The organism is Undibacterium sp. GrIS 1.2, assembly GCF_040544435.1.
Taxonomy (GTDB): Bacteria; Pseudomonadota; Gammaproteobacteria; order Burkholderiales; family Burkholderiaceae_D; genus Undibacterium.
Window position 1 is genome coordinate 92,629 of the sequence record NZ_JBEONP010000007.1, and the last position, 20,492, is coordinate 113,120.

The 20,492-nt window shown below is 44.9% G+C and carries 33 protein-coding genes; all 33 read left to right on the forward strand.

Going from position 1 to position 20,492, the window contains the following annotated elements:
• Positions 1-63: 63 nt before the first annotated feature.
• The 33 genes from fusA (at position 64) to dsbD (ending at position 20,487) form a co-directional block, all read left to right on the forward strand.
• Positions 64-2,169: an elongation factor G gene (gene fusA, locus AAKU61_RS04635; RefSeq protein ID WP_354330050.1), complete on the forward strand. Its 2,106-nt coding sequence runs from the start codon at positions 64-66 to the stop codon at positions 2,167-2,169.
• Between the two features lie 103 nt (positions 2,170-2,272).
• The gene (gene tuf, locus AAKU61_RS04640) at positions 2,273-3,466 is read left to right on the forward strand and encodes an elongation factor Tu (protein WP_322120244.1); all 1,194 of its coding nucleotides are present in this window, start codon (positions 2,273-2,275) and stop codon (positions 3,464-3,466) included.
• A gap of 128 nt (positions 3,467-3,594) precedes the next feature.
• Positions 3,595-3,909 carry a 30S ribosomal protein S10 gene (rpsJ, locus tag AAKU61_RS04645; protein WP_262834989.1) on the forward strand — a complete coding sequence of 105 codons (315 nt, stop codon included), beginning with the start codon at positions 3,595-3,597 and terminating at the stop codon, positions 3,907-3,909.
• Between the two features lie 188 nt (positions 3,910-4,097).
• The gene (gene rplC / locus AAKU61_RS04650) at positions 4,098-4,754 is read left to right on the forward strand and encodes a 50S ribosomal protein L3 (RefSeq protein WP_354330052.1); all 657 of its coding nucleotides are present in this window, start codon (positions 4,098-4,100) and stop codon (positions 4,752-4,754) included.
• 2 nt (positions 4,755-4,756) lie between these two features.
• Complete coding sequence (rplD, locus tag AAKU61_RS04655; protein ID WP_322120242.1) at positions 4,757-5,380, forward strand: 50S ribosomal protein L4; 624 nt, start codon at positions 4,757-4,759, stop codon at positions 5,378-5,380.
• Positions 5,377-5,691 carry a 50S ribosomal protein L23 gene (gene rplW, locus AAKU61_RS04660; RefSeq protein WP_354330054.1) on the forward strand — a complete coding sequence of 105 codons (315 nt, stop codon included), beginning with the start codon at positions 5,377-5,379 and terminating at the stop codon, positions 5,689-5,691. The genes rplD and rplW overlap by 4 nt, the downstream gene beginning before the upstream one ends.
• Before the next feature lie 2 nt (positions 5,692-5,693).
• On the forward strand, positions 5,694-6,521 hold the full coding sequence (gene rplB / locus AAKU61_RS04665) for a 50S ribosomal protein L2 (protein ID WP_354330056.1): 828 nt from the start codon (positions 5,694-5,696) through the stop codon (positions 6,519-6,521).
• Between the two features lie 10 nt (positions 6,522-6,531).
• The gene (gene rpsS / locus AAKU61_RS04670) at positions 6,532-6,807 is read left to right on the forward strand and encodes a 30S ribosomal protein S19 (RefSeq protein WP_322120239.1); all 276 of its coding nucleotides are present in this window, start codon (positions 6,532-6,534) and stop codon (positions 6,805-6,807) included.
• A 5-nt stretch (positions 6,808-6,812) separates the two neighbouring features.
• Positions 6,813-7,145 carry a 50S ribosomal protein L22 gene (gene rplV / locus AAKU61_RS04675; RefSeq protein ID WP_262834995.1) on the forward strand — a complete coding sequence of 111 codons (333 nt, stop codon included), beginning with the start codon at positions 6,813-6,815 and terminating at the stop codon, positions 7,143-7,145.
• 9 nt (positions 7,146-7,154) lie between these two features.
• A complete protein-coding gene (gene rpsC, locus AAKU61_RS04680) occupies positions 7,155-7,994 on the forward strand; it encodes a 30S ribosomal protein S3 (RefSeq protein ID WP_323492307.1) in 840 nt (279 codons plus the stop codon).
• A 2-nt stretch (positions 7,995-7,996) separates the two neighbouring features.
• Entirely contained in the window at positions 7,997-8,416 is a 420-nt protein-coding gene (gene rplP / locus AAKU61_RS04685; protein WP_040723969.1) for a 50S ribosomal protein L16, read from the forward strand.
• 12 nt (positions 8,417-8,428) lie between these two features.
• Complete coding sequence (rpmC, locus tag AAKU61_RS04690; RefSeq protein WP_322120237.1) at positions 8,429-8,620, forward strand: 50S ribosomal protein L29; 192 nt, start codon at positions 8,429-8,431, stop codon at positions 8,618-8,620.
• Positions 8,620-8,904, forward strand: a complete 285-nt coding sequence (gene rpsQ / locus AAKU61_RS04695; RefSeq protein WP_322120236.1) for a 30S ribosomal protein S17 — start codon at positions 8,620-8,622, stop codon at positions 8,902-8,904. The genes rpmC and rpsQ overlap by 1 nt, the downstream gene beginning before the upstream one ends.
• A 242-nt stretch (positions 8,905-9,146) precedes the next feature.
• Positions 9,147-9,515: a 50S ribosomal protein L14 gene (gene rplN, locus AAKU61_RS04700; protein ID WP_016836029.1), complete on the forward strand. Its 369-nt coding sequence runs from the start codon at positions 9,147-9,149 to the stop codon at positions 9,513-9,515.
• A 9-nt stretch (positions 9,516-9,524) separates the two neighbouring features.
• Positions 9,525-9,839, forward strand: a complete 315-nt coding sequence (gene rplX / locus AAKU61_RS04705; protein ID WP_354330060.1) for a 50S ribosomal protein L24 — start codon at positions 9,525-9,527, stop codon at positions 9,837-9,839.
• Between the two features lie 4 nt (positions 9,840-9,843).
• Positions 9,844-10,383 (forward strand): 50S ribosomal protein L5, encoded by a 540-nt coding sequence (gene rplE / locus AAKU61_RS04710; protein WP_322120234.1) that lies wholly within the window; start codon positions 9,844-9,846, stop codon positions 10,381-10,383.
• 7 nt (positions 10,384-10,390) lie between these two features.
• Positions 10,391-10,696, forward strand: coding sequence for a 30S ribosomal protein S14 (rpsN, locus tag AAKU61_RS04715; RefSeq protein WP_322120233.1), 306 nt, complete (start codon positions 10,391-10,393; stop codon positions 10,694-10,696).
• A gap of 14 nt (positions 10,697-10,710) precedes the next feature.
• Positions 10,711-11,106 (forward strand): 30S ribosomal protein S8, encoded by a 396-nt coding sequence (rpsH, locus tag AAKU61_RS04720; protein WP_354330063.1) that lies wholly within the window; start codon positions 10,711-10,713, stop codon positions 11,104-11,106.
• A gap of 10 nt (positions 11,107-11,116) precedes the next feature.
• Positions 11,117-11,650: a 50S ribosomal protein L6 gene (rplF, locus tag AAKU61_RS04725; RefSeq protein ID WP_322120231.1), complete on the forward strand. Its 534-nt coding sequence runs from the start codon at positions 11,117-11,119 to the stop codon at positions 11,648-11,650.
• A gap of 12 nt (positions 11,651-11,662) precedes the next feature.
• A complete protein-coding gene (gene rplR, locus AAKU61_RS04730) occupies positions 11,663-12,025 on the forward strand; it encodes a 50S ribosomal protein L18 (RefSeq protein WP_354330065.1) in 363 nt (120 codons plus the stop codon).
• Between the two features lie 12 nt (positions 12,026-12,037).
• Entirely contained in the window at positions 12,038-12,556 is a 519-nt protein-coding gene (gene rpsE, locus AAKU61_RS04735) for a 30S ribosomal protein S5 (RefSeq protein ID WP_322120229.1), read from the forward strand.
• A 10-nt stretch (positions 12,557-12,566) separates the two neighbouring features.
• Positions 12,567-12,746 (forward strand): 50S ribosomal protein L30, encoded by a 180-nt coding sequence (gene rpmD / locus AAKU61_RS04740; RefSeq protein WP_126771746.1) that lies wholly within the window; start codon positions 12,567-12,569, stop codon positions 12,744-12,746.
• A 28-nt stretch (positions 12,747-12,774) separates the two neighbouring features.
• Complete coding sequence (gene rplO, locus AAKU61_RS04745) at positions 12,775-13,206, forward strand: 50S ribosomal protein L15 (protein WP_322120227.1); 432 nt, start codon at positions 12,775-12,777, stop codon at positions 13,204-13,206.
• Positions 13,207-13,230: 24 nt separating this feature from the next.
• The gene (secY, locus tag AAKU61_RS04750) at positions 13,231-14,568 is read left to right on the forward strand and encodes a preprotein translocase subunit SecY (RefSeq protein WP_354330068.1); all 1,338 of its coding nucleotides are present in this window, start codon (positions 13,231-13,233) and stop codon (positions 14,566-14,568) included.
• Positions 14,569-14,591: 23 nt separating this feature from the next.
• A complete protein-coding gene (gene infA, locus AAKU61_RS04755; protein WP_014004414.1) occupies positions 14,592-14,810 on the forward strand; it encodes a translation initiation factor IF-1 in 219 nt (72 codons plus the stop codon).
• A 29-nt stretch (positions 14,811-14,839) separates the two neighbouring features.
• The gene (rpmJ, locus tag AAKU61_RS04760; protein ID WP_014004415.1) at positions 14,840-14,953 is read left to right on the forward strand and encodes a 50S ribosomal protein L36; all 114 of its coding nucleotides are present in this window, start codon (positions 14,840-14,842) and stop codon (positions 14,951-14,953) included.
• Positions 14,954-14,980: 27 nt separating this feature from the next.
• Positions 14,981-15,346, forward strand: coding sequence for a 30S ribosomal protein S13 (gene rpsM / locus AAKU61_RS04765; protein WP_322120225.1), 366 nt, complete (start codon positions 14,981-14,983; stop codon positions 15,344-15,346).
• Between the two features lie 28 nt (positions 15,347-15,374).
• Positions 15,375-15,779: a 30S ribosomal protein S11 gene (rpsK, locus tag AAKU61_RS04770; protein WP_110255932.1), complete on the forward strand. Its 405-nt coding sequence runs from the start codon at positions 15,375-15,377 to the stop codon at positions 15,777-15,779.
• A 193-nt stretch (positions 15,780-15,972) separates the two neighbouring features.
• Positions 15,973-16,596 carry a 30S ribosomal protein S4 gene (rpsD, locus tag AAKU61_RS04775; RefSeq protein WP_322120224.1) on the forward strand — a complete coding sequence of 208 codons (624 nt, stop codon included), beginning with the start codon at positions 15,973-15,975 and terminating at the stop codon, positions 16,594-16,596.
• Positions 16,597-16,701: 105 nt separating this feature from the next.
• The gene (locus AAKU61_RS04780) at positions 16,702-17,679 is read left to right on the forward strand and encodes a DNA-directed RNA polymerase subunit alpha (protein WP_322120223.1); all 978 of its coding nucleotides are present in this window, start codon (positions 16,702-16,704) and stop codon (positions 17,677-17,679) included.
• Between the two features lie 178 nt (positions 17,680-17,857).
• A complete protein-coding gene (rplQ, locus tag AAKU61_RS04785) occupies positions 17,858-18,253 on the forward strand; it encodes a 50S ribosomal protein L17 (protein ID WP_262835016.1) in 396 nt (131 codons plus the stop codon).
• Between the two features lie 215 nt (positions 18,254-18,468).
• The gene (locus AAKU61_RS04790) at positions 18,469-18,594 is read left to right on the forward strand and encodes a hypothetical protein (RefSeq protein WP_354330072.1); all 126 of its coding nucleotides are present in this window, start codon (positions 18,469-18,471) and stop codon (positions 18,592-18,594) included.
• A gap of 99 nt (positions 18,595-18,693) precedes the next feature.
• Complete coding sequence (gene dsbD / locus AAKU61_RS04795; protein WP_503012578.1) at positions 18,694-20,487, forward strand: protein-disulfide reductase DsbD; 1,794 nt, start codon at positions 18,694-18,696, stop codon at positions 20,485-20,487.
• Positions 20,488-20,492: the final 5 nt, after the last annotated feature.

A 20,492-nucleotide genomic window follows, 5' to 3' on the forward strand; every position in this document is an offset into this window, starting at 1 on the left:
CCGGGCGTAATTTTCAAAAAAAATTGCGCTCGGTTTTGTCCATTAAAAGATTTAGGATTAGCTATGGCCCGTAAGACCCCCATTGAGCGCTACCGCAATATCGGTATTTCGGCTCACATTGATGCTGGTAAAACGACGACAACTGAGCGCGTTTTGTTTTATACCGGTGTAAACCACAAAATCGGTGAAGTGCATGATGGCGCGGCTACCATGGACTGGATGGAGCAAGAGCAGGAACGTGGTATTACTATCACCTCTGCTGCGACAACATGCTTCTGGAAAGGCATGGCGAATAATTTTCCTGAGCATCACATTAATATTATTGATACTCCTGGTCACGTTGACTTCACGATCGAAGTTGAGCGTTCCATGCGTGTTCTTGATGGCGCCTGCATGGTTTACTGTGCGGTAGGTGGTGTGCAGCCTCAGTCTGAAACTGTATGGCGTCAGGCTAATAAGTACAAAGTTCCACGTTTGGCTTTCGTCAACAAAATGGATCGTACTGGCGCAAACTTCTTCAAAGTGTATGAGCAAATGCGTACACGTTTGAAAGCAAATCCAATTTTGATGCAAATCCCTATCGGCGCAGAAGAAAACTTCTTGGGCGTAGTTGATCTGGTCAAGATGAAGGCAATCTATTGGGATGAAGCCTCTCAAGGTATGAAATTTGACTATCGCGAAATTCCTGCTGAACTTGCTGCTTCAGCTCAAGAATGGCGCGAAAAAATGTTGGATGCTGCTGCAGAATCAACAGAAGAGTTGATGAACAAATACCTTGAAGAAGGCGATTTGTCTGAGGAAGACATCAAAACAGCAATTCGTGCACGCACTATTGCGGCTGAAATTGTTCCTATGATGTGCGGTACTGCATTTAAAAACAAAGGCGTACAAGCCATGTTGGATGCGGTTATTGAATACTTGCCTTCACCGGTTGATATTCCGCCAGTCACAGGATTGGATGAGTACGACGAGCCGACTTCGCGCAAGCCAGAAGATACTGAGAAGTTTTCAGCTTTGGCCTTTAAAATCATGACTGATCCGTTTGTTGGTCAGTTGATTTTTTTCCGCGTCTATTCTGGTATGGTTAAGTCGGGTGATACAGTATTCAACCCGAACAAGAATAAGAAAGAACGTCTTGGTCGTATTTTGCAGATGCATGCAAACCAGCGTGAAGAAATCAAAGAAGTACATGCGGGTGATATTGCTGCTGCTGTTGGTCTGAAAGATGCTACTACCGGTGAGACTTTGTGCGATCCATCTTCCATCATTACTTTGGAGCGTATGGTATTCCCTGAGCCAGTTATTTCTCAGGCAGTTGAGCCGAAAACTAAACAAGATCAGGAAAAAATGGGTCTAGCGTTGAATCGCTTGGCGCAAGAAGATCCTTCTTTCCGCGTGAAGACGGATGAAGAATCTGGTCAGACTATCATCGGCGGTATGGGTGAGTTGCATCTGGAAATTATTGTTGACCGTATGCGTCGTGAATTCGGCGTTGAAGCGACTGTCGGCAAACCACAAGTTGCATACCGTGAAACTATTCGCAAGACTTGCGAAGAAATCGAAGGTAAATTTGTTAAGCAATCTGGTGGTCGTGGTCAATATGGTCACGTAGTTCTGAAAATCGAACCGCAAGAACCGGGTAAAGGTTTTGAATTCGTTGATGCGATCAAAGGTGGTACTGTTCCTCGTGAATATATCCCCGCGGTAGAAAAAGGCGTGATTGAAACTCTAGCTTCAGGCGTACTGGCTGGTTATCCAGTCGTTGACGTTAAAGTCACATTGTTCTTCGGTTCTTACCATGATGTCGATTCCAACGAAAACGCATTCCGTATGGCAGGTTCGATGGCATTTAAAGATGGTTGTCGCAAGGCGAGTCCAGTTATTCTCGAGCCAATGATGGCCGTTGAAGTTGAAACTCCAGAAGATTACGCTGGTACAGTGATGGGCGATTTGTCCTCACGTCGCGGGATGGTCCAAGGTATGGATGAGATTCCTGGTGGCGGCGGTAAGATCATTAAGGCTGAAGTGCCTTTGTCCGAAATGTTTGGTTACTCGACTTCTTTGCGTTCTGCAACGCAAGGTCGTGCAACATACACTATGGAATTTAAGCATTATGCAGAAGCGCCGAAAAACGTTATCGACGCAATCGTGACTTCGAAATCAAAATAATCTGAATTCAGTCCATTAAAAAGTTTTAAAGCATCTGACAAGCCCACTTCATGCCGAAGTGGGTTCATTATTGATAAATCGTTCTTTTTGAAGGAAGAATAAAATGGCAAAAGGTAAGTTTGAGCGCACCAAGCCGCACGTCAACGTAGGCACAATTGGTCACGTAGATCACGGTAAAACCACATTGACGGCAGCGATCGCGACAGTATTGTCCAAGAAGTTTGGCGGCGAAGCCAAAGCCTACGATCAAATTGACGCAGCGCCAGAAGAAAAAGCACGCGGCATCACGATCAACACAGCCCACGTTGAATACGAAACAGCCAATCGCCACTACGCCCACGTAGACTGTCCAGGCCATGCTGATTATGTTAAAAACATGATTACTGGCGCAGCACAGATGGACGGCGCGATCTTGGTTTGCTCCGCAGCAGACGGCCCAATGCCACAAACTCGTGAGCACATCCTGTTGGCGCGCCAAGTTGGTGTTCCTTACATCATCGTATTCCTGAACAAGTGCGACATGGTTGATGACGCTGAATTGTTAGAACTCGTTGAAATGGAAGTACGTGAATTACTGTCCAAATACGAATTCCCAGGCGACGACCTGCCTATCATCCAAGGATCCGCAAAATTGGCGCTCGAAGGCGACAAAGGTCCACTGGGCGAAGAAGCCATCATGAAACTCGCTGATGCACTAGACAGCTACATCCCAACACCAGAACGCGCTGTTGACGGCGCCTTCCTGTTGCCAGTAGAAGACGTCTTCTCCATCTCCGGTCGCGGTACTGTCGTAACAGGCCGTATCGAACGCGGTATCGTCAAAGTTGGTGAATCATTAGAAATCATCGGCATCAGCGACACGGCAGTTACGACTTGCACAGGCGTTGAAATGTTCCGCAAATTGCTCGATCAAGGTCAGGCAGGCGACAACGTTGGTGTATTGTTGCGCGGCACTAAGCGTGAAGACGTACAGCGCGGTCAAGTATTAGCAAAGCCAGGCTCCATCAAGCCACATGCTCACTTCACAGGTGAAATCTACGTCTTGTCCAAAGACGAAGGTGGTCGTCACACACCATTCTTCAACAACTACCGTCCACAGTTCTACTTCCGCACAACGGACGTAACTGGCTCGATCGAGTTGCCGAAAGATAAAGAAATGGTCATGCCAGGTGATAACGTCTCTATCACAGTCAAGCTGATCAACCCGATTGCGATGGAAGAAGGCTTGCGCTTCGCGATTCGTGAAGGTGGTCGTACAGTTGGTGCTGGTGTTGTTGCTAAAATCTTGGCCGATTAATTCAGTCAGAGTTCGTGACTTCATTAAGCATGAACTTGTTTTGACCTAATCGTAATTTTGTTCTTTGTTTGAAAAAATGCTACGGATCTGAATTTAATATCCGTAGCTCGTTCTTTTTAGGAAATGTTATGTCTACTAATCAAAAAATCCGTATTCGTCTAAAGGCTTTCGATTACAAATTGATCGATCAGTCTGCTCTTGAAATCGTGGAAACAGCTAAACGTACTGGCGCTGTTGTTAAAGGGCCAGTGCCTTTGCCAACACGGATTCAGCGTTTTGACGTTTTGCGCTCGCCACACGTGAACAAAACTTCTCGCGATCAATTTGAAATCCGCACTCATCAACGCCTGATGGACATCGTTGATCCAACTGATAAAACGGTTGATGCCTTGATGAAGTTAGACTTGCCAGCTGGTGTGGATGTAGAAATCAAGTTGCAATAAATTTTATAGTCGCAAATAGAAAATGCTACATACCATAATTTTTAGCATTTTCAAATAAATAGTCTTGTGAAATAAAATTTAGCAAGCTATAATCGAAGGCTTAGCTGTAGATCGACATGTGTCGATCTATTTGTTTAAGTTTTTTAATAGTCAGCCTCACCCAATCGTAGGTGAGAATGGAGAAAAAAATGAGCTTGGGCCTTGTAGGTCGCAAGGTTGGCATGATGCGTATTTTTACAGATGATGGTGATTCAATTCCAGTTACTGTGCTAGACGTATCCAACAACCGCGTGACACAAATTAAAACTCCTGAAACAGATGGTTATTCCGCTGTTCAGGTAACTTTCGGCCAGCGCCGCGCATCCCGTGTAACTAAGGCGGCTGCCGGTCATCTTGCAAAAGCGGGTGTTGAAGCTGGTACTGTATTAAAAGAATTCCGTGTTGATGCTGTTAAAGCTTCTGAGATGAAGGCGGGCGATGTCGTGCCTGTTGGATTGTTTGAGGTTGGTCAGAAGGTCGACGTTCAGGGTGTGACAATTGGTAAGGGTTATGCCGGCGTTATCAAGCGCTATCATTTTTCTTCCGGTCGTGCAACACATGGTAACTCGCGTTCCCATAATGTTCCTGGTTCAATCGGTATGGCGCAAGATCCAGGTCGTGTGTTTCCTGGTAAACGTATGACGGGTCATCTTGGTGATGATAATCGTACGGTGCAAAATTTGGTGATCGCACGTGTAGATGCTGATCGTCAATTATTGCTTGTTAAGGGTGCCGTGCCAGGCGCAAAAAATGGTCAGGTAATTGTATTGCCGGCTATTAAAGTTAAAACGAAGAACGGAGCTTAATTATGGAACTGAAGCTCCTAAATGCAGATGGTCAATCTGCTTCTAATGTTGTTGCTCCGGATACTATTTTTGCTCGTGACTATAACGAGGCTTTGATTCACCAAGTCGTCGTTGCTTTTCAGGCAAATGCGCGTAGCGGTAATCGCAAGCAAAAAGATCGTGAAGAAGTTCATCACACGACGAAGAAGCCTTGGCGTCAAAAAGGTACTGGCCGTGCTCGTGCTGGTATGTCATCTTCGCCACTCTGGCGTGGTGGTGGTCGTATATTTCCAAACTCACCGGATGAAAATTTTTCACACAAGGTTAACAAAAAGATGTATCGCGCTGGTATTTGCTCGATATTGTCTCAGTTGGCTCGTGAGGGTCGCCTGAGTATTGTAGATAGTATTGCTGTTGATGCGCCGAAAACGAAATTGCTGTCTGAAAAGTTGAAGACGATGGGATGTTTGGATTCAGTGTTAATTATTACTGAAGAATTCAATGAAAACTTGATGCTTGCTGCTCGCAACTTGGTAAATGTTTTGGTTGTAGAGCCCCGTTATGCTGATCCAGTTTCTTTGGTTTTCTACAAGAAAGTATTGATTACCAAGTCTGCATTGATCAAGATTGAGGAGATGCTGGCATGAACGCATTAGTTAAACATAGCGAAGAGCGCCTGATGAAGGTGTTGCTGGCTCCTGTGATTTCGGAAAAGGCGACTATGGTTGCTGAGAAGAATGAGCAGGTAGTATTTTTGGTCATGCCAGATGCTACAAAGCCAGAAATTAAAGCTGCCGTAGAATTGCTGTTTAAGGTTCAGGTTGAATCTGTTCAAGTAGCAAATCGTCAAGGTAAACAAAAACGTACTGGTAGATTTAATGGTCGCAGAAATCATACAAAACGAGCTTTTGTGTGTTTAAAGCCAGGCCAAGAAATCAACTTCACTGAAGGGGCATAAGCATGGCACTCGTTAAGATGAAGCCAACCTCGCCAGGTCGTCGTGGTATGGTAAAAGTGGTAACAGAGGGTCTTTATAAAGGTCGTCCGTTTGCCGCATTGTTGGAAAAGAAATCTAAAACTGCTGGCCGTAATAATAATGGCCATATCACTACTCGTCACATCGGTGGTGGTCACAAACAGCATTATCGTTTAGTTGATTTCAAGCGTAATAAAGACGGTATTCCTTCAAAAGTAGAGCGTATTGAATACGATCCTAATCGTACTGCACACATCGCGTTGTTGTGTTATGCAGATGGTGAGCGTCAATATATTATTGCTACTAAGGGAATGGCCGTTGGTGATCAGTTAATGAATGGTTCCCAAGCGCCGATTAAATCCGGTAATTGTTTGCCTATTCGCAATATTCCGGTAGGTACGACAATGCATTGCGTCGAAATGTTGCCTGGTAAGGGCGCTCAAATCGCTCGTACTGCTGGTGCTGGTGTCGTTCTGATGGCGCGTGATGGTACTTATGCGCAGGTTCGTTTGCGTTCAGGTGAAGTTCGCCGTATCCATATTGAATGTCGCGCAACAATCGGTGAAGTTGGTAATGGAGAGCACAATCTGCGTAAGATTGGTAAGGCTGGTGCTATGCGTTGGCGTGGTGTTCGACCTACCGTTCGCGGTGTTGTTATGAATCCTGTTGATCACCCGCATGGTGGTGGTGAGGGTAAAACAGCAGCAGGTCGTCATCCAGTATCTCCATGGGGTCAGCAAACCAAGGGTAAAAAGACTCGTCGCAACAAGCGCACGACCTCGATGATCGTCTCACGCCGCGGCAAGAAATAAGGGGTAATACATGACACGTTCAGCGAAAAAAGGGCCGTTTTGCGACGCCCACTTGGTGAAAAAAGTCGAAACTGCGCAAGCAATTAAAGACAAAAAGCCAATTAAAACATGGTCACGTCGTTCGACAATTATGCCGGACTTTATTGGCCTGACAATCGCGGTGCATAACGGTAAGCAGCACGTACCAGTTTATGTGTCCGAAAATATGGTCGGTCATAAACTTGGCGAATTTGCGTTGACTCGTACGTTCAAAGGTCACGCCGCCGATAAAAAGGCTAAGAGATAGGTGCAATGATGGAAACTAAAGCAATTCTGCGCGGTGTGCGTCTGTCTGAGCAAAAAGGTCGCCTAGTGGCAGATCTGATTCGCGGTAAAAAAGTAGATCAGGCATTGAATATCTTGGCTTTCAGCCCGAAAAAAGGTGCAACAATCATTAAAAAAGTCTTGGAATCTGCAATTGCAAATGCTGAGCATAATGATGGCGCTGATATCGATGAGTTGAAAGTAAAGACTATCTATGTTGAAAAAGGCACGATTTTGAAGCGTTTTACAGCGCGTGCAAAAGGTCGTGGCGATCGTATCTCTAAACAATCCTGTCACATATACGTGACTGTCGGTAATTAAGGAGTCGCGATGGGACAGAAGATACATCCAACCGGTTTTCGTCTTGCGGTAACGCGTAACTGGTCATCTCGTTGGTATGCAGGCAATGGTAATTTTGCTTCTATGCTTGGGGAAGATCTTAAAGTACGTGCGTATCTGAAGAAAAAACTGAAGAATGCATCAGTAGGTCGTATTACTATTGAGCGTCCAGCAAAAAATGCCCGTATTACCATTTATAGCTCCCGTCCGGGTGTTGTAATCGGTAAAAAAGGTGAAGATATTGAACTGTTGAAGGCGGATTTGGCCAAGTTGATGGGCGTGCCAGTTCATGTCAATATCGAGGAAATTCGTAAGCCAGAGATTGACGCGCAATTAATTTCCGATTCTATTGCTCAGCAACTCGAAAAACGTATTATGTTTCGTCGCGCGATGAAACGTGCTATGCAAAATGCGATGCGTTTAGGCGCTAAAGGCATTAAAATTATGTCTAGTGGTCGCTTGAACGGTATCGAAATTGCTCGTAAGGAATGGTATCGTGAAGGCCGCGTGCCGCTGCACACATTGCGTGCCGACATCGATTACGGTTTTAGCGAAGCATCTACTACTTACGGAATCATCGGTGTTAAGGTTTGGGTTTACAAAGGTGATCGCTTAGCTAATGGTGATGCGCCAGTTATAGAATCTACTCCAGAAGACGATAAGAAGCGTCGTGGTCCTCGCCGTGACGATGGTAAGCCAAGTAGCCGTCCTCGCACTAAGCGTCCAGAAGGTCAAACAACCGGTATCGCAGCAGCACCTGCAGCCAAGCGTGCTCGCACGAAAGTAGATGGCGCAACAGTTGCGGCACCGGCTGAGAAAGCAGGAGAATAATCATGCTGCAACCAGCACGTAGAAAGTACCGTAAAGAACAAAAAGGTCGTAACAAGGGGATTTCTCATTCCCGTGGTACTGCTGTTTCTTTTGGTGAGTTTGGTCTTAAGGCAATAGGTCGTGGTCGTATTACTGCTCGACAAATCGAAGCAGCACGTCGTGCTATGACTCGTCACATTAAACGTGGTGGCCGTATCTGGATCCGTATTTTCCCAGATAAGCCAATCTCTCAGAAGCCTGCAGAAGTTCGTATGGGTAATGGTAAGGGTAATCCTGAGTACTATGTTGCCGAGATTCAACCAGGTAAAATGTTGTACGAAATGGATGGCGTTGATGAAACGCTCGCACGCGAAGCGTTCCGCTTAGCTGCAGCTAAACTGCCGTTATTGACTACGTTCGTCGTGCGTCAAGTCGGCCAATAATAGGGGTTGTAAATGAAAGTATCTGAACTCCAAGGTAAAGATCCGGCGGCGTTGGCAAAAGAACTGAATGAACTGTTGAAAGCTCAATTTAGTCTGCGTATGCAAATTGCAACGCAGCAATTGAACAATACCTCTCAGCTCAAAAAGGTTCGCCGCGATATCGCACGCGTAAAAACTGTCATGAATCAGAAGGATGCCAAATAATGAACGATCAAGTTAGTGTTCAAACTAAAGTGGCATTGAAGCGCACATTGATTGGTAAGGTTGTTTCTGACAAGATGGACAAGACTGTAACAGTAGTCGTTGAACGTCATGTCAAACATCCTTTGTACGGTAAAATCATCGTTCGTACTAACAAGTACCACGCTCATGATGAAGCAAACCAAGCTAAGGCTGGGGATACCGTTGAAATTCAAGAGGGTCGTCCTATTTCCAAGACTAAAGCTTGGACTGTGACGCGTGTGGTTCAAGTCGCACAAGTTTTATAAAGTTATTGCACAATTTGTTTTTTGATGTAATAATAGTTGGCTGTCATTTGCAAATTATGTATGTGGCAGCCTAAATGCCTTTCGCAGAATGAAAAACGTTTGTGAGAGTAATTAAAAATTCGTCCACCTAATCAGTTGGCTCGTGCATTGTTTGTTGTGTATTGGGTTGGCTGGCAGGACCAAAACTGACTACAGATTTGCATCGTGCGGATTGTGTGGATTAAGTTGGGAAAGAGAACATTATGATTCAAACAGAAAGCCGGCTTGAAGTGGCTGATAATACTGGTGCGCGCGAAGTTTTGTGCATTAAGGTATTGGGTGGCTCTAAGCGTCGTTATGCGGGTATAGGTGATGTAATTAAAGTCACTGTTAAATCTGCTGCGCCTCGTGGTCGTGTAAAAAAAGGTGAAATTTACAATGCTGTTGTTGTGAGAACTGCTAAGGGTGTTCGTCGTCAAGATGGCTCCTTGGTTAAGTTTGATAGCAATGCTGCAGTTTTGTTAAATGCAAAGTTAGAGCCTATAGGAACTCGTATTTTCGGCCCAGTGACACGTGAATTGCGTACTGAGCGCTTTATGAAAATCGTTTCGCTAGCTCCAGAAGTGCTGTAAGGGGTTGTGATGAACAAAATTCGTAAAAACGATGAAGTCATTGTCTTGACAGGTAAAGACAAAGGTAAGCGCGGTCAAGTGCAGCAATGCGTAGACGCGAATTACATAGTTGTGGCAGGTGTCAATGTTGCAAAAAAAGCGACTAAGCCTAATCCAATGACTGGGGCAGTTGGTGGCATCGTTGATAAATTGATGCCGATTCATGTTTCCAATGTTGCAGTATTTAATGCGGCATCTGGCAAAGCAGATCGTGTAGGCTTCAAGGTAGTGGATGGTAAAAAAATCCGTATCTATAAGTCTACCGGTGAAGTTGTGAAGGCGTAACATCATGGCTCGTCTACAAGCATTTTATAAAGAAAAAGTTGTTGCGGATTTGACAGAGAAGTTTTCTTACAAGTCTCCAATGGAAGTGCCTCGGATATTAAAAATTACCCTAAATATGGGTTTATCAGAAGCAATTGCTGATAAAAAGATTATTGAGCACGCTGTTGGTGATTTGACTAAGATTGCTGGTCAAAAGCCTGTGGTAACTAAGGCGCGTAAAGCGATAGCTGGTTTTAAAATTCGCGAAGGTTATCCAATCGGTTGTATGGTGACTTTGCGTGGCGCTCAAATGTATGAATTCCTAGATCGTTTCGTAACTGTGGCTTTGCCGCGTGTGCGTGATTTCCGTGGTGTGTCTGGTCGTGCGTTTGATGGTCGTGGTAATTATAATATCGGTGTCAAGGAGCAAATTATTTTCCCTGAGATTGAGTACGACAAGATCGACGTGCTGCGTGGTATGAATATTAGTATCACGACGACAGCAAAGACCGACGAAGAAGCGAAAGCTCTTCTCGCCGCATTTAAATTTCCGTTCAGAAACTGAGGTCGCCATGGCAAAATTGGCACTGATTAATCGTGAGCAAAAGCGTGCAGACCTTGTGAAGAAATTTGCTGGTAAACGCGCCGAATTGAAGGCCATCATTGATGACCAATCAAAATCTGAGGAAGAGCGGTATGAAGCTCGCCTTAAATTGCAGGCATTGCCACGTAACTCTAATCCGACTCGTCAGCGCAATCGCTGCGCCTTGACAGGTCGCCCACGTGGCACATTCCGTAAATTCGGTTTGGGCCGTATTAAGATCCGTGAGTTCGCTATGCGTGGCGAAATTCCGGGTATGACTAAAGCCAGCTGGTAATAGGAGAATATGCAATGAGTATGAGCGATCCTATCGCCGATATGCTGACCCGCATCCGTAACGCGCAAGTTGTTCAAAAAACTGCCGTTGCTATGCCATCTTCCAAAGTAAAGATTGCAATCGCAAGCGTACTTAAAGATGAAGGTTACATTGAGGATTTCGCAGTTGTTGAAGCTGCAGGTAAGTCCGAATTAAAAATCGGTTTGAAATATTACGCAGGACGTCCTGTTATTGAGCGCTTGGAGCGTGTTTCTCGCCCTGGTCTTCGTGTTTACAAAGGTAAAGACGAGATTCCAAGTGTTATGAACGGTTTGGGAGTGGCGATTGTTTCCACACCAAAAGGCGTTATGACTGACCGCAAAGCACGCGCAACCGGTGTCGGTGGCGAAGTTATTTGCTACGTCGCCTAAGGAGTGCAAGATGTCTCGAGTAGGTAAAATGCCAATCGCTTTGCCAGCAGGATCTGAAGTTAAGATTTCAGCAGAGCAGATTATAGTAAAAGGCCCGATGGGTGCGCTTACACAGAACTTAAACGGTTTGGTGAAAGTAGTTAATGACAACGGAACTTTGAGTTTTTCACCCGCTAATGACGGTCGTGAAGCCAATGCAATGACGGGTACTTTGCGTGCTCTAGTCAACAACATGGTTAGCGGCGTTACTAAAGGATTTGAAAGAAAACTCAACCTGGTTGGAGTTGGTTATAAAGCCCAAGCACAAGGCGATAAATTAAATTTGTCCTTGGGGTTTTCACATCCAGTTGTGCACCAAATGCCAGAAGGCGTAACGTGTGCTACACCAACGCCTACCGAAATCCTGATTAAAGGGGTTAACAAGCAACAGGTAGGTCAAGTGGCAGCTGAAGTCCGTGCATACCGCAGCCCAGAGCCGTACAAAGGCAAGGGTGTCCGCTACGCGGACGAAGTGGTTGTGATTAAAGAAACCAAGAAGAAGTAATAGGGGTTGACGATGGATAAGAAACAATCACGTCTGCGCCGCGCGACTCAAACACGTGCCAAGATCGCAGAGCTCAAGGTTATTCGCCTTGCAGTGCATCGCACAAATCTGCATATCTATGCGAACATCATTGGCCCTGATGCCAAAGTGTTAGCATCGGCATCTACTTTAGAGGCTGAAGTGCGCGCAGAGTTGGCGGCAATATCTGGCAATGGCGGTAACGCAGCAGCTGCAACTTTGGTTGGTAAGCGTGTTGCAGAAAAAGCGTTAAAAGCAGGGGTTACCGAAGTCGCGTTTGATCGCTCCGGTTTCCGTTACCATGGTCGCATCAAGGCGTTGGCGGAAGCTGCGCGTGAAGCTGGCTTGAAGTTCTAAGGAAAATTCGTCATGGCAAAAATGCAAGCGAAGATGGCGGCTGATAAGCCCGATGATGGCATGCGCGAAAAAATGATCGCGATTAACCGAGTAACCAAAGTGGTTAAAGGTGGTCGTATCATGGGTTTTGCTGCATTGACAGTAGTTGGTGATGGTGATGGTCGTATCGGTATGGGTAAAGGAAAATCGAAAGAGGTTCCTGTAGCCGTTCAAAAAGCGATGGAAGAAGCTCGCCGTAAAATGATAAAAGTCACTCTCAAGAATGGCACTCTGCAGCACGCCGTTACTGGGCAGCATGGTGCATCTAAAGTGATGATCATGCCAGCAAAAGAGGGTACTGGTGTTATTGCTGGTGGTCCAATGCGCGCAATTTTTGAAGTGTTAGGTGTAGTGAATGTTGTTGCTAAATCCAATGGCTCCACCAATCCATACAATATGGTTCGTGCTACTTTGGATGGTTTGTCCAAAATGAGTACGCCATCAGAAATTGCCGCTAAACGTGGCAAGACCCTTGAAGAAATTCTGGGCTAAGGTGATTGAAATGACAAAGACAGTAAAAGTAACTTTGGTCAAAGGTCTGATCGGGACTCGTGAGTCCCATCGTGCTACAGTTCGCGGTTTGGGCTTGCGTCGTGTGAATTCAGTTTCTGAATTGCAAGATACACCATCAGTACGCGGCATGATCAACAAAGTCTCGTATCTTGTGAAGGTTGTATCGTAAGCTCTCAGGCTTATGATCGGAGCAAATTATGGAATTAAATACAATACAGCCGGCTGATGGCGCTAAACACTACAAACGTCGTGTGGGTCGTGGTATCGGTTCTGGTTTGGGTAAGACAGCAGGCCGTGGTCACAAAGGTCAAAAATCTCGTTCAGGCGGTTTTCACAAAGTCGGCTTCGAAGGCGGTCAGATGCCTTTGCAGCGTCGATTGCCTAAGCGTGGTTTTAAATCCTTGGCTACGCCATATAAAGCGGAAGTTAGATTGACGGATCTGGAGAATTTACCAGTTTCTGAGATCGATATCCTAGCATTGAAACAAGCTGGTGTAGTTTCTGAGCTCGCACGCGTAGTTCGCGTGATTATGGCGGGAACAATCACTAAAAAGGTAACTTTGAACGGTTTGATCGCCACTAAAGGCGCAAGAGCTGCAATCGAAGCTGCTGGCGGCACAGTCGCTTAATCAGTGCGGACACTGGAGCAATAATTGGCAACATCTCCACAGCAGGCTAAAAGTGCAGCTAGCGGTTTTCCCTGGGGAAGACTATGGTTTTTACTAGGTGCACTTGTCGTATATAGGGTTGGCGCGCATATACCAGTTCCTGGTATAGATCCAACGTCTCTGGCTGAATTGTTTAAACAAAACCAAGGTGGCATTCTTGGAATGTTTAATATGTTCTCCGGTGGGGCTTTATCACGTTTTACGATATTTGCCTTAGGTATCACGCCGTATATTTCTGCATCGATCATTATGCAGTTAATGTCAATAGTTTCGCCACAGCTAGAGGCCTTGAAAAAAGAAGGCGAATCTGGACGTAGGAAGATTACACAATATACACGTTATGGTACTTTGTTGTTAGCAACGATACAGGCATATTTCATAGCTTTTGGATCGGAGGCACAACCTGGATTGGTAATTGATCCTGGAATGGCATTTCGATTTACGACTACTGTAACTTTAGTTACTGGTACGATGTTTTTGATGTGGTTAGGTGAGCAAATTACCGAACGAGGTCTCGGTAATGGTATATCAATTATTATTTTTGCCGGTATTGCTTCTGGACTGCCAAACGCGTTGGCTAGCTTATTTGAATTGGTTCGTACGGGTTCTATGCATTACGTATCTGCAATGTTGATATGTTTAATCGCCGGTGCTGTTACTTTCGTAGTTGTTTTTATTGAGCGTGGTCAACGTAAGATATTAGTCAACTATGCTAAGCGTCAGGTTGGAAATAAGGTTTACGGTGGGCAGAGTAGTCACTTGCCGTTGAAGTTGAATATGGCAGGTGTGATTCCTCCAATATTTGCTTCTTCCATCATCTTATTTCCGGCAACAATTACTAGTTGGTTTACTAAGGGTATGGATTCTTCAGAGAGTGGTTTCATACGGTTTTTGAAAGATTTGGCGGCGTCAATGGCGCCTGGTGAACCGATTCATGCATTGTTGTACGCAGTTGCTATTATCTTCTTTTGTTTTTTCTATACTGCGCTAGTTTTCAACAGTAAGGAAACAGCAGATAACCTGAAAAAGAGTGGTGCGTTTGTGCCAGGTATCCGTCCAGGTGATCAGACTGCACGTTACATTGATAAGATTTTGATGCGCTTGACCTTGGCTGGTGCGGTTTACATTACTCTAGTATGCCTGTTGCCAGAATTCTTGATAGCGCGTTGGAAAGTGCCATTTTCGTTTGGTGGTACGTCTTTATTAATTATCGTAGTGGTTACGATGGATTTTATGGCTCAAGTGCAAAACTATGTGATGTCACAGCAATACGAATCGCTTCTTCGTAAAGCAAATTTCAAGGGCGGAATTCCTTCTAGGTAACGCCCAGAGGAAAAGCAGATCGAATGGCAAAAGACGACGTTATACAAATGCAGGGTGAGATTTTAGAGAATCTTCCAAATGCAACATTTCGAGTTAAGTTGGAAAACGGGCATATTGTACTAGGCCATATCTCAGGAAAAATGCGTATGAATTATATTCGCATCTTGCCTGGAGATAAGGTGACAGTAGAATTGACACCCTATGATTTGAGCCGGGCGCGAATAGTGTTCCGTACTAAGTAAACAAGTAACTAGAAGGAAAGAGGGCAAAAATGAAAGTTCTCGCATCAGTAAAGCGGATTTGCCGCAACTGCAAGATCATCAAGCGCAAAGGTGTAGTTCGTGTGATTTGCACAGAACCACGCCATAAACAGCGTCAAGGTTAATTGACGTTATTTGACGAGGAATAACGAATGGCACGTATCGCAGGGGTTAATATCCCAAATCATCAACATACCGTAATTGGCTTAACTGCTATCTATGGTATCGGCCGCCCGCGCGCACAAGATATTTGTGTGGCTACTGGTGTTTTGACCAGTAAAAAGGTTAAAGATCTGGACGACAACGAACTAGAGAAACTCCGTGACGAAATTGCAAAATTCGTCGTAGAGGGTGACTTGCGTCGTGAACTCTCGATGAACATCAAGCGTTTGATGGACTTAGGTTGCTACCGCGGCCTGCGTCATCGTAAGGGCTTGCCTTGCCGTGGTCAACGTACACGTACGAATGCTCGTACACGTAAGGGTCCACGTAAAGCAGCGCAATCTTTGAAGAAATAATCTAGTAAACTAGATTCAAGGAAATATTATGGCAAAAGCACAAAATAACGCAGCCGCAGCCCGCGCTCGTAAAAAAGTTAAAAAGAACGTTGCAGAGGGTATAGCTCACGTGCACGCCTCTTTTAACAATACAATCATCACGATCACTGATCGTCAAGGCAATGCGCTTTCTTGGGCAACTGCTGGTGGTGCGGGTTTTAAAGGTTCGCGTAAATCTACGCCGTTTGCAGCTCAGGTTGCAGCGGAAGCAGCTGGTAAAGTTGCTGTTGAATGCGGTATCAAGAATCTGGAAGTTCGTATCAAGGGCCCTGGTCCAGGACGTGAATCTTCAGTACGCGCTTTGAATAACCTTGGAATTAAAATTTCCTTGATTCAAGACGTTACACCAGTCCCACACAATGGTTGCCGTCCTCCTAAACGTCGTCGCATCTAATAGCTAAGATATCGAAAGATATCGCTGCTAGCTTTTTATCGGTTTAGCCGTTAAAATATAGCCCGCCAATGAAATTGGTGGGTTTTGTGTTGTATTGATTATTATTTTAAGACCACCGTCTGGTTGTCAGCAGATCAGACTAGCGCAGCGGAGTAATGTCTCTGCTCTGCGTCATTAAACAAAGGAAATTACCGTGGCACGTTACATCGGACCAAAAGCAAAATTATCCCGCCGTGAAGGTACGGATTTGTTTCTTAAAAGCGCTCGCCGCTCTTTGGATTCAAAATGTAAGTTAGACGCAAAACCAGGTCAACATGGTCGCACTTCTGGTGCTCGTACCTCTGACTATGGTAATCAATTGCGCGAAAAGCAAAAAGTTAAACGTATGTACGGTATTTTGGAACGTCAGTTCCGCCGTTACTTCGCTGAAGCTGACCGTCAAAAAGGTAACACTGGTGAAACTCTGCTTAAGTTGCTGGAGTCTCGCTTGGACAACGTTGCTTATCGTATGGGTTTTGGTTCTACCCGTGCTGAAGCGCGTCAATTGGTCAGCCATAAAGCATTCACTGTTAATAATATCGTTGTCAACATTGCTTCTTATCAAGTTAAAGCTGGTGACGTTGTTGCTGTTCGTGAAAAAGCGAAAAAGCAAGTGCGTATTGCCGAAGCTTTGTCTTTAGCAGAACAAAATACTATGCCATCTTGGGTTGCGGTTGATTCCAAGAAAATGGAAGGTACTTTCAAGTCTATGCCAGATCGTAGCGACATCGCTCACGACGTTAATGAATCTTTGATCGTTGAATTGTATTCACGTTAATATTCAAGTTTCACTGCCTGCCTATTTCTGATAGGCAGGCTTTTTTCTTTAATGCCATCAGCCTTATCGGTGTAACGAGCCGAGGGTATTGAAAAGGACATTGCAATGCAAAACAATCTGTTGAAGCCACGTATTATTGATGTGGAAATGTTGGGCGCTGGTCATGCAAAAGTGACTATGGAGCCGTTTGAACGTGGTTATGGTCATACATTGGGTAATTCATTGCGTCGTGTTTTGTTATCTTCTATGGTTGGTTATGCCCCAACTGAAGTAACTATCGCTGGCGTAGTTCATGAATATTCATCTTTGGATGGCGTTCAAGAAGACGTAGTTGATATGTTGTTGAATTTGAAGGGTATCGTCTTCAAATTGCATAATCGTGATGAAGTTACGCTGACATTAAAGAAGGATACTGAAGGCGCTGTATTGGCTTCGGATATCGATTTGCCACATGATGTAGAGCTGATTAATCCAGATCACGTTATTGCGAACCTGACTGCCGGTGGCAAGTTAGAGATGCAAATCAAAGTTGAAAAAGGCCGTGGTTATGTGCCAGGTAACGTTCGCCGTTTGTCTGAAGATGCGAATAAAACAATTGGTCGTATGATTCTGGACGCATCGTTTTCGCCAGTGCGCCGCGTTTCTTACGCAGTAGAGTCAGCTCGTGTTGAGCAGCGTACCGATTTGGATAAACTGGTCATTAACATTGAGACCAACGGTGTCATTACACCTGAAGAAGCGATTCGTCAGTCTGCACGTGTTCTGGTTGACCAATTGAATGTATTCGCAGCTCTGGAAGGTACCGAAGCTGCTGCTGAAGCGCCATCCCGTGCGCCGGCTGTTGATCCAGTATTGTTGCGCCCAGTTGATGATTTGGAATTGACGGTTCGTTCAGCAAATTGCCTTAAAGCAGAAAATATTTACTACATTGGCGATTTGATCCAACGTAGCGAAAACGAACTGTTGAAGACGCCAAATCTGGGTCGCAAATCTTTGAACGAAATCAAAGAAGTATTGGCGTCTCGTGGCTTGTCTTTAGGAATGAAGCTGGAAAACTGGCCACCTGCTGGCTTGGAAAAATAATTGGTTGTAACGGCTGTGTGGCAAATGTTTAATTAATATTTTGCCGCGCAGTCGTATTAGTAGACTAACTGTAATAGATAGTTTTTGTAATTTGAAGTGCCAAGCAATTACCGGCCCGCGCTGCACAATGCAGTGATAGAAGAGCTGGAATTTTTTTAAAAATCTGAAAGGAAATATCATGCGTCATCGTCACGGCTTACGTAAGCTGAATCGTACTTCTTCCCACCGTTTGGCTATGTTGCGCAACATGACAGTATCGTTGCTGCGCCACGAAGCCATCAAAACAACTTTGCCAAAAGCAAAAGAACTGCGCCGCGTTATCGAGCCGATTCTGACTTTGGGTAAAACAGATACATTAGCGAACAAGCGTCTGGCGTTTTCTCGTTTGCGCGATCGCGAAATGGTCTTGAAATTGTTTGCTGAATTAGGCCCACGTTATGCAAATCGTAATGGTGGCTATCTGCGTATTTTGAAAATGGGTTTCCGTGTTGGCGACAACGCGCCTATGGCCTACGTAGAATTGTTAGATCGTCCAGAAGTCACGGACGTAGATGCAGCTCCAACAGCAGAATAATTTGTTGTTTGCATCAAAATATAGAAAGCCAGGCTAAGCCTGGCTTTTTTATTGTCTCTATCGATTTGGGCAGGTATTCTCATTGCTTGTTAAAATGCAAGACTAATTTTTATTTTGAGAAATAGAAACGATCGTCTTGCTGGTGATTACCCAGTTTTTGATGAGAGAGCGGTAACACCAAATATTTTGTGTTTATAAATATGAAGGTAGTATCTGTGAACCTCAAATCAAAAATACTATTTGGACATCGTCAGTATTTGGCACAACAATTATCCATTGTGTTTGGATTTTTGATCAAATTAACCAATGCAGATTGCGATGAGTTATTAGCGATTATTTAAAGATCGCATCAGCAGGAAATACCACAAATTATCACCACCTTCAATTGCGCACGAATCACCTGTTTGTGTGCGATGGATCATCCAAGAAATAGGACTTGCATGAAGATTCAATATTCCAACGAGAAAAACACGTTCAATCGCTATCTTAATCAGTTACGTATTCAATTTGCTTGTGTTGCGGCGATGATATTGCTTTGCTTTGGTTTTTCATCTGTTGCGATTGCGGATGATTTTTTAGATCCCGAAGTCGCCTTCAAAGTTAGCGGTAAAATGATCGAGCCTGGCGTAGCAGAAATCAACTTCAATATTGCTGATGGATATTACCTGTACCGCGAACGCTTCAAGTTTGCTTCGGACGATGCAAAGCTGGGTGATATCGTGATACCTAAAGGTAAAGTTAAGTTTGATGAGACCTTTCAAAAAGAGGTTGAAACTTATCGTCATAGCTTAGTCGTCAAAGTTCCCGTACAAGCTTCAGGTGACTTCACGCTCAAAGTCACTAGCCAAGGTTGTGCTGACCAAGGACTGTGTTATCCACCGCAAGACGCTTTGATTAAGTTATCGATCGCCGATGCTCCAGCCAAATCGGACGTCGCCAATACCGTATCTGATCATAGCGCTGATACTGAAATCCACAGCATTAGTGCAGCACTAAAAAGTGGCAAGCTGATCGTTATCCTTCCTTTATTTTTATTACTTGGGCTTGGTCTCTCATTTACGCCTTGCGTATTGCCTATGGTGCCAATTTTGTCGTTCATTATTGTCGGCGAGGGTACCTCAGTCCGCCGCAGCCGTGGCTTTTTGCTGTCCTTAGTGTATTCATTGGGGATGGCTCTGGTTTACACCGCATTAGGTATTGGTGCTGGCCTGGTAGGCGAAGGTCTTGCGGCAACACTGCAGAATCCTTGGGTGCTGGGTACGTTTGCATTGCTGATGGTAGTTTTGTCTTTGTCGATGTTTGGGGTTTATCAATTACAAGTACCAGCGGCTTTACAAACCAAGCTGACCGTTGCTTCTGAGGGCCAGCGTAATGGTAAGTTATTCGGTGTATTCGTCATGGGGGCAATTTCTGCATTGATCGTTGGCCCTTGTGTGGCTGCGCCGCTGGCAGGTGCCTTGGTTTATATTAGCCAGACCCGCGACGTCGTGGTGGGCGGTTCTGCTCTGTTTGCAATGGCAATTGGTATGAGTGTTCCACTATTGCTGGTTGGCTTATCCGCAGGTAGTTTATTGCCACGCGCGGGGGCATGGATGGAAAGCATCAAACGTTTCTTCGGTGTGCTGATGCTGGCGATGGCATTGTGGATGGTTTCACCTGTGATCCCAGTATGGGTGCAGATGATTGCGTGGGCGGTACTGTTGCTTGGCTATGCAATTTTCCTATTGTTCTTGCACAAAGATAATTTGTATTCCAAAGGATTCGCTGTGATCTTTGCTGTTCTGGGGCTAATTCAGTTGGTTGGTGTGCTCACAGGTGGTCGTGACGTATTTGCGCCATTGTCACATTTAACCGGTAGCGAAAAGCATGGCGTGACTTTCACCCGTGTGCGCTCTGTCGCAGAATTAGATGTTGCCCTGGCGCAATCAAAAGGTAAAGCGGCGCTATTAGATTTTTATGCTGACTGGTGCGTCTCTTGTAAAGAGATGGAAAAATTGACTTTCACCGATGATAAAGTGAAGGCAAAAATGGACCAGATGTTATTGCTGCAAGTCGACGTCACCGCCAATAATGCAGATGACAAAGTATTACTGAAACGCTTTGGTTTGTTTGGTCCGCCTGGGATTATTTTCTTTAATCAGCGCGGAGAAGAAATTACTGGTGGACGTGTGATTGGTTACCAGAATGCTGAGAAATTTCTAAAGTCGATTACTGCTTTTGAAGCATCGCGTTAAGTCTT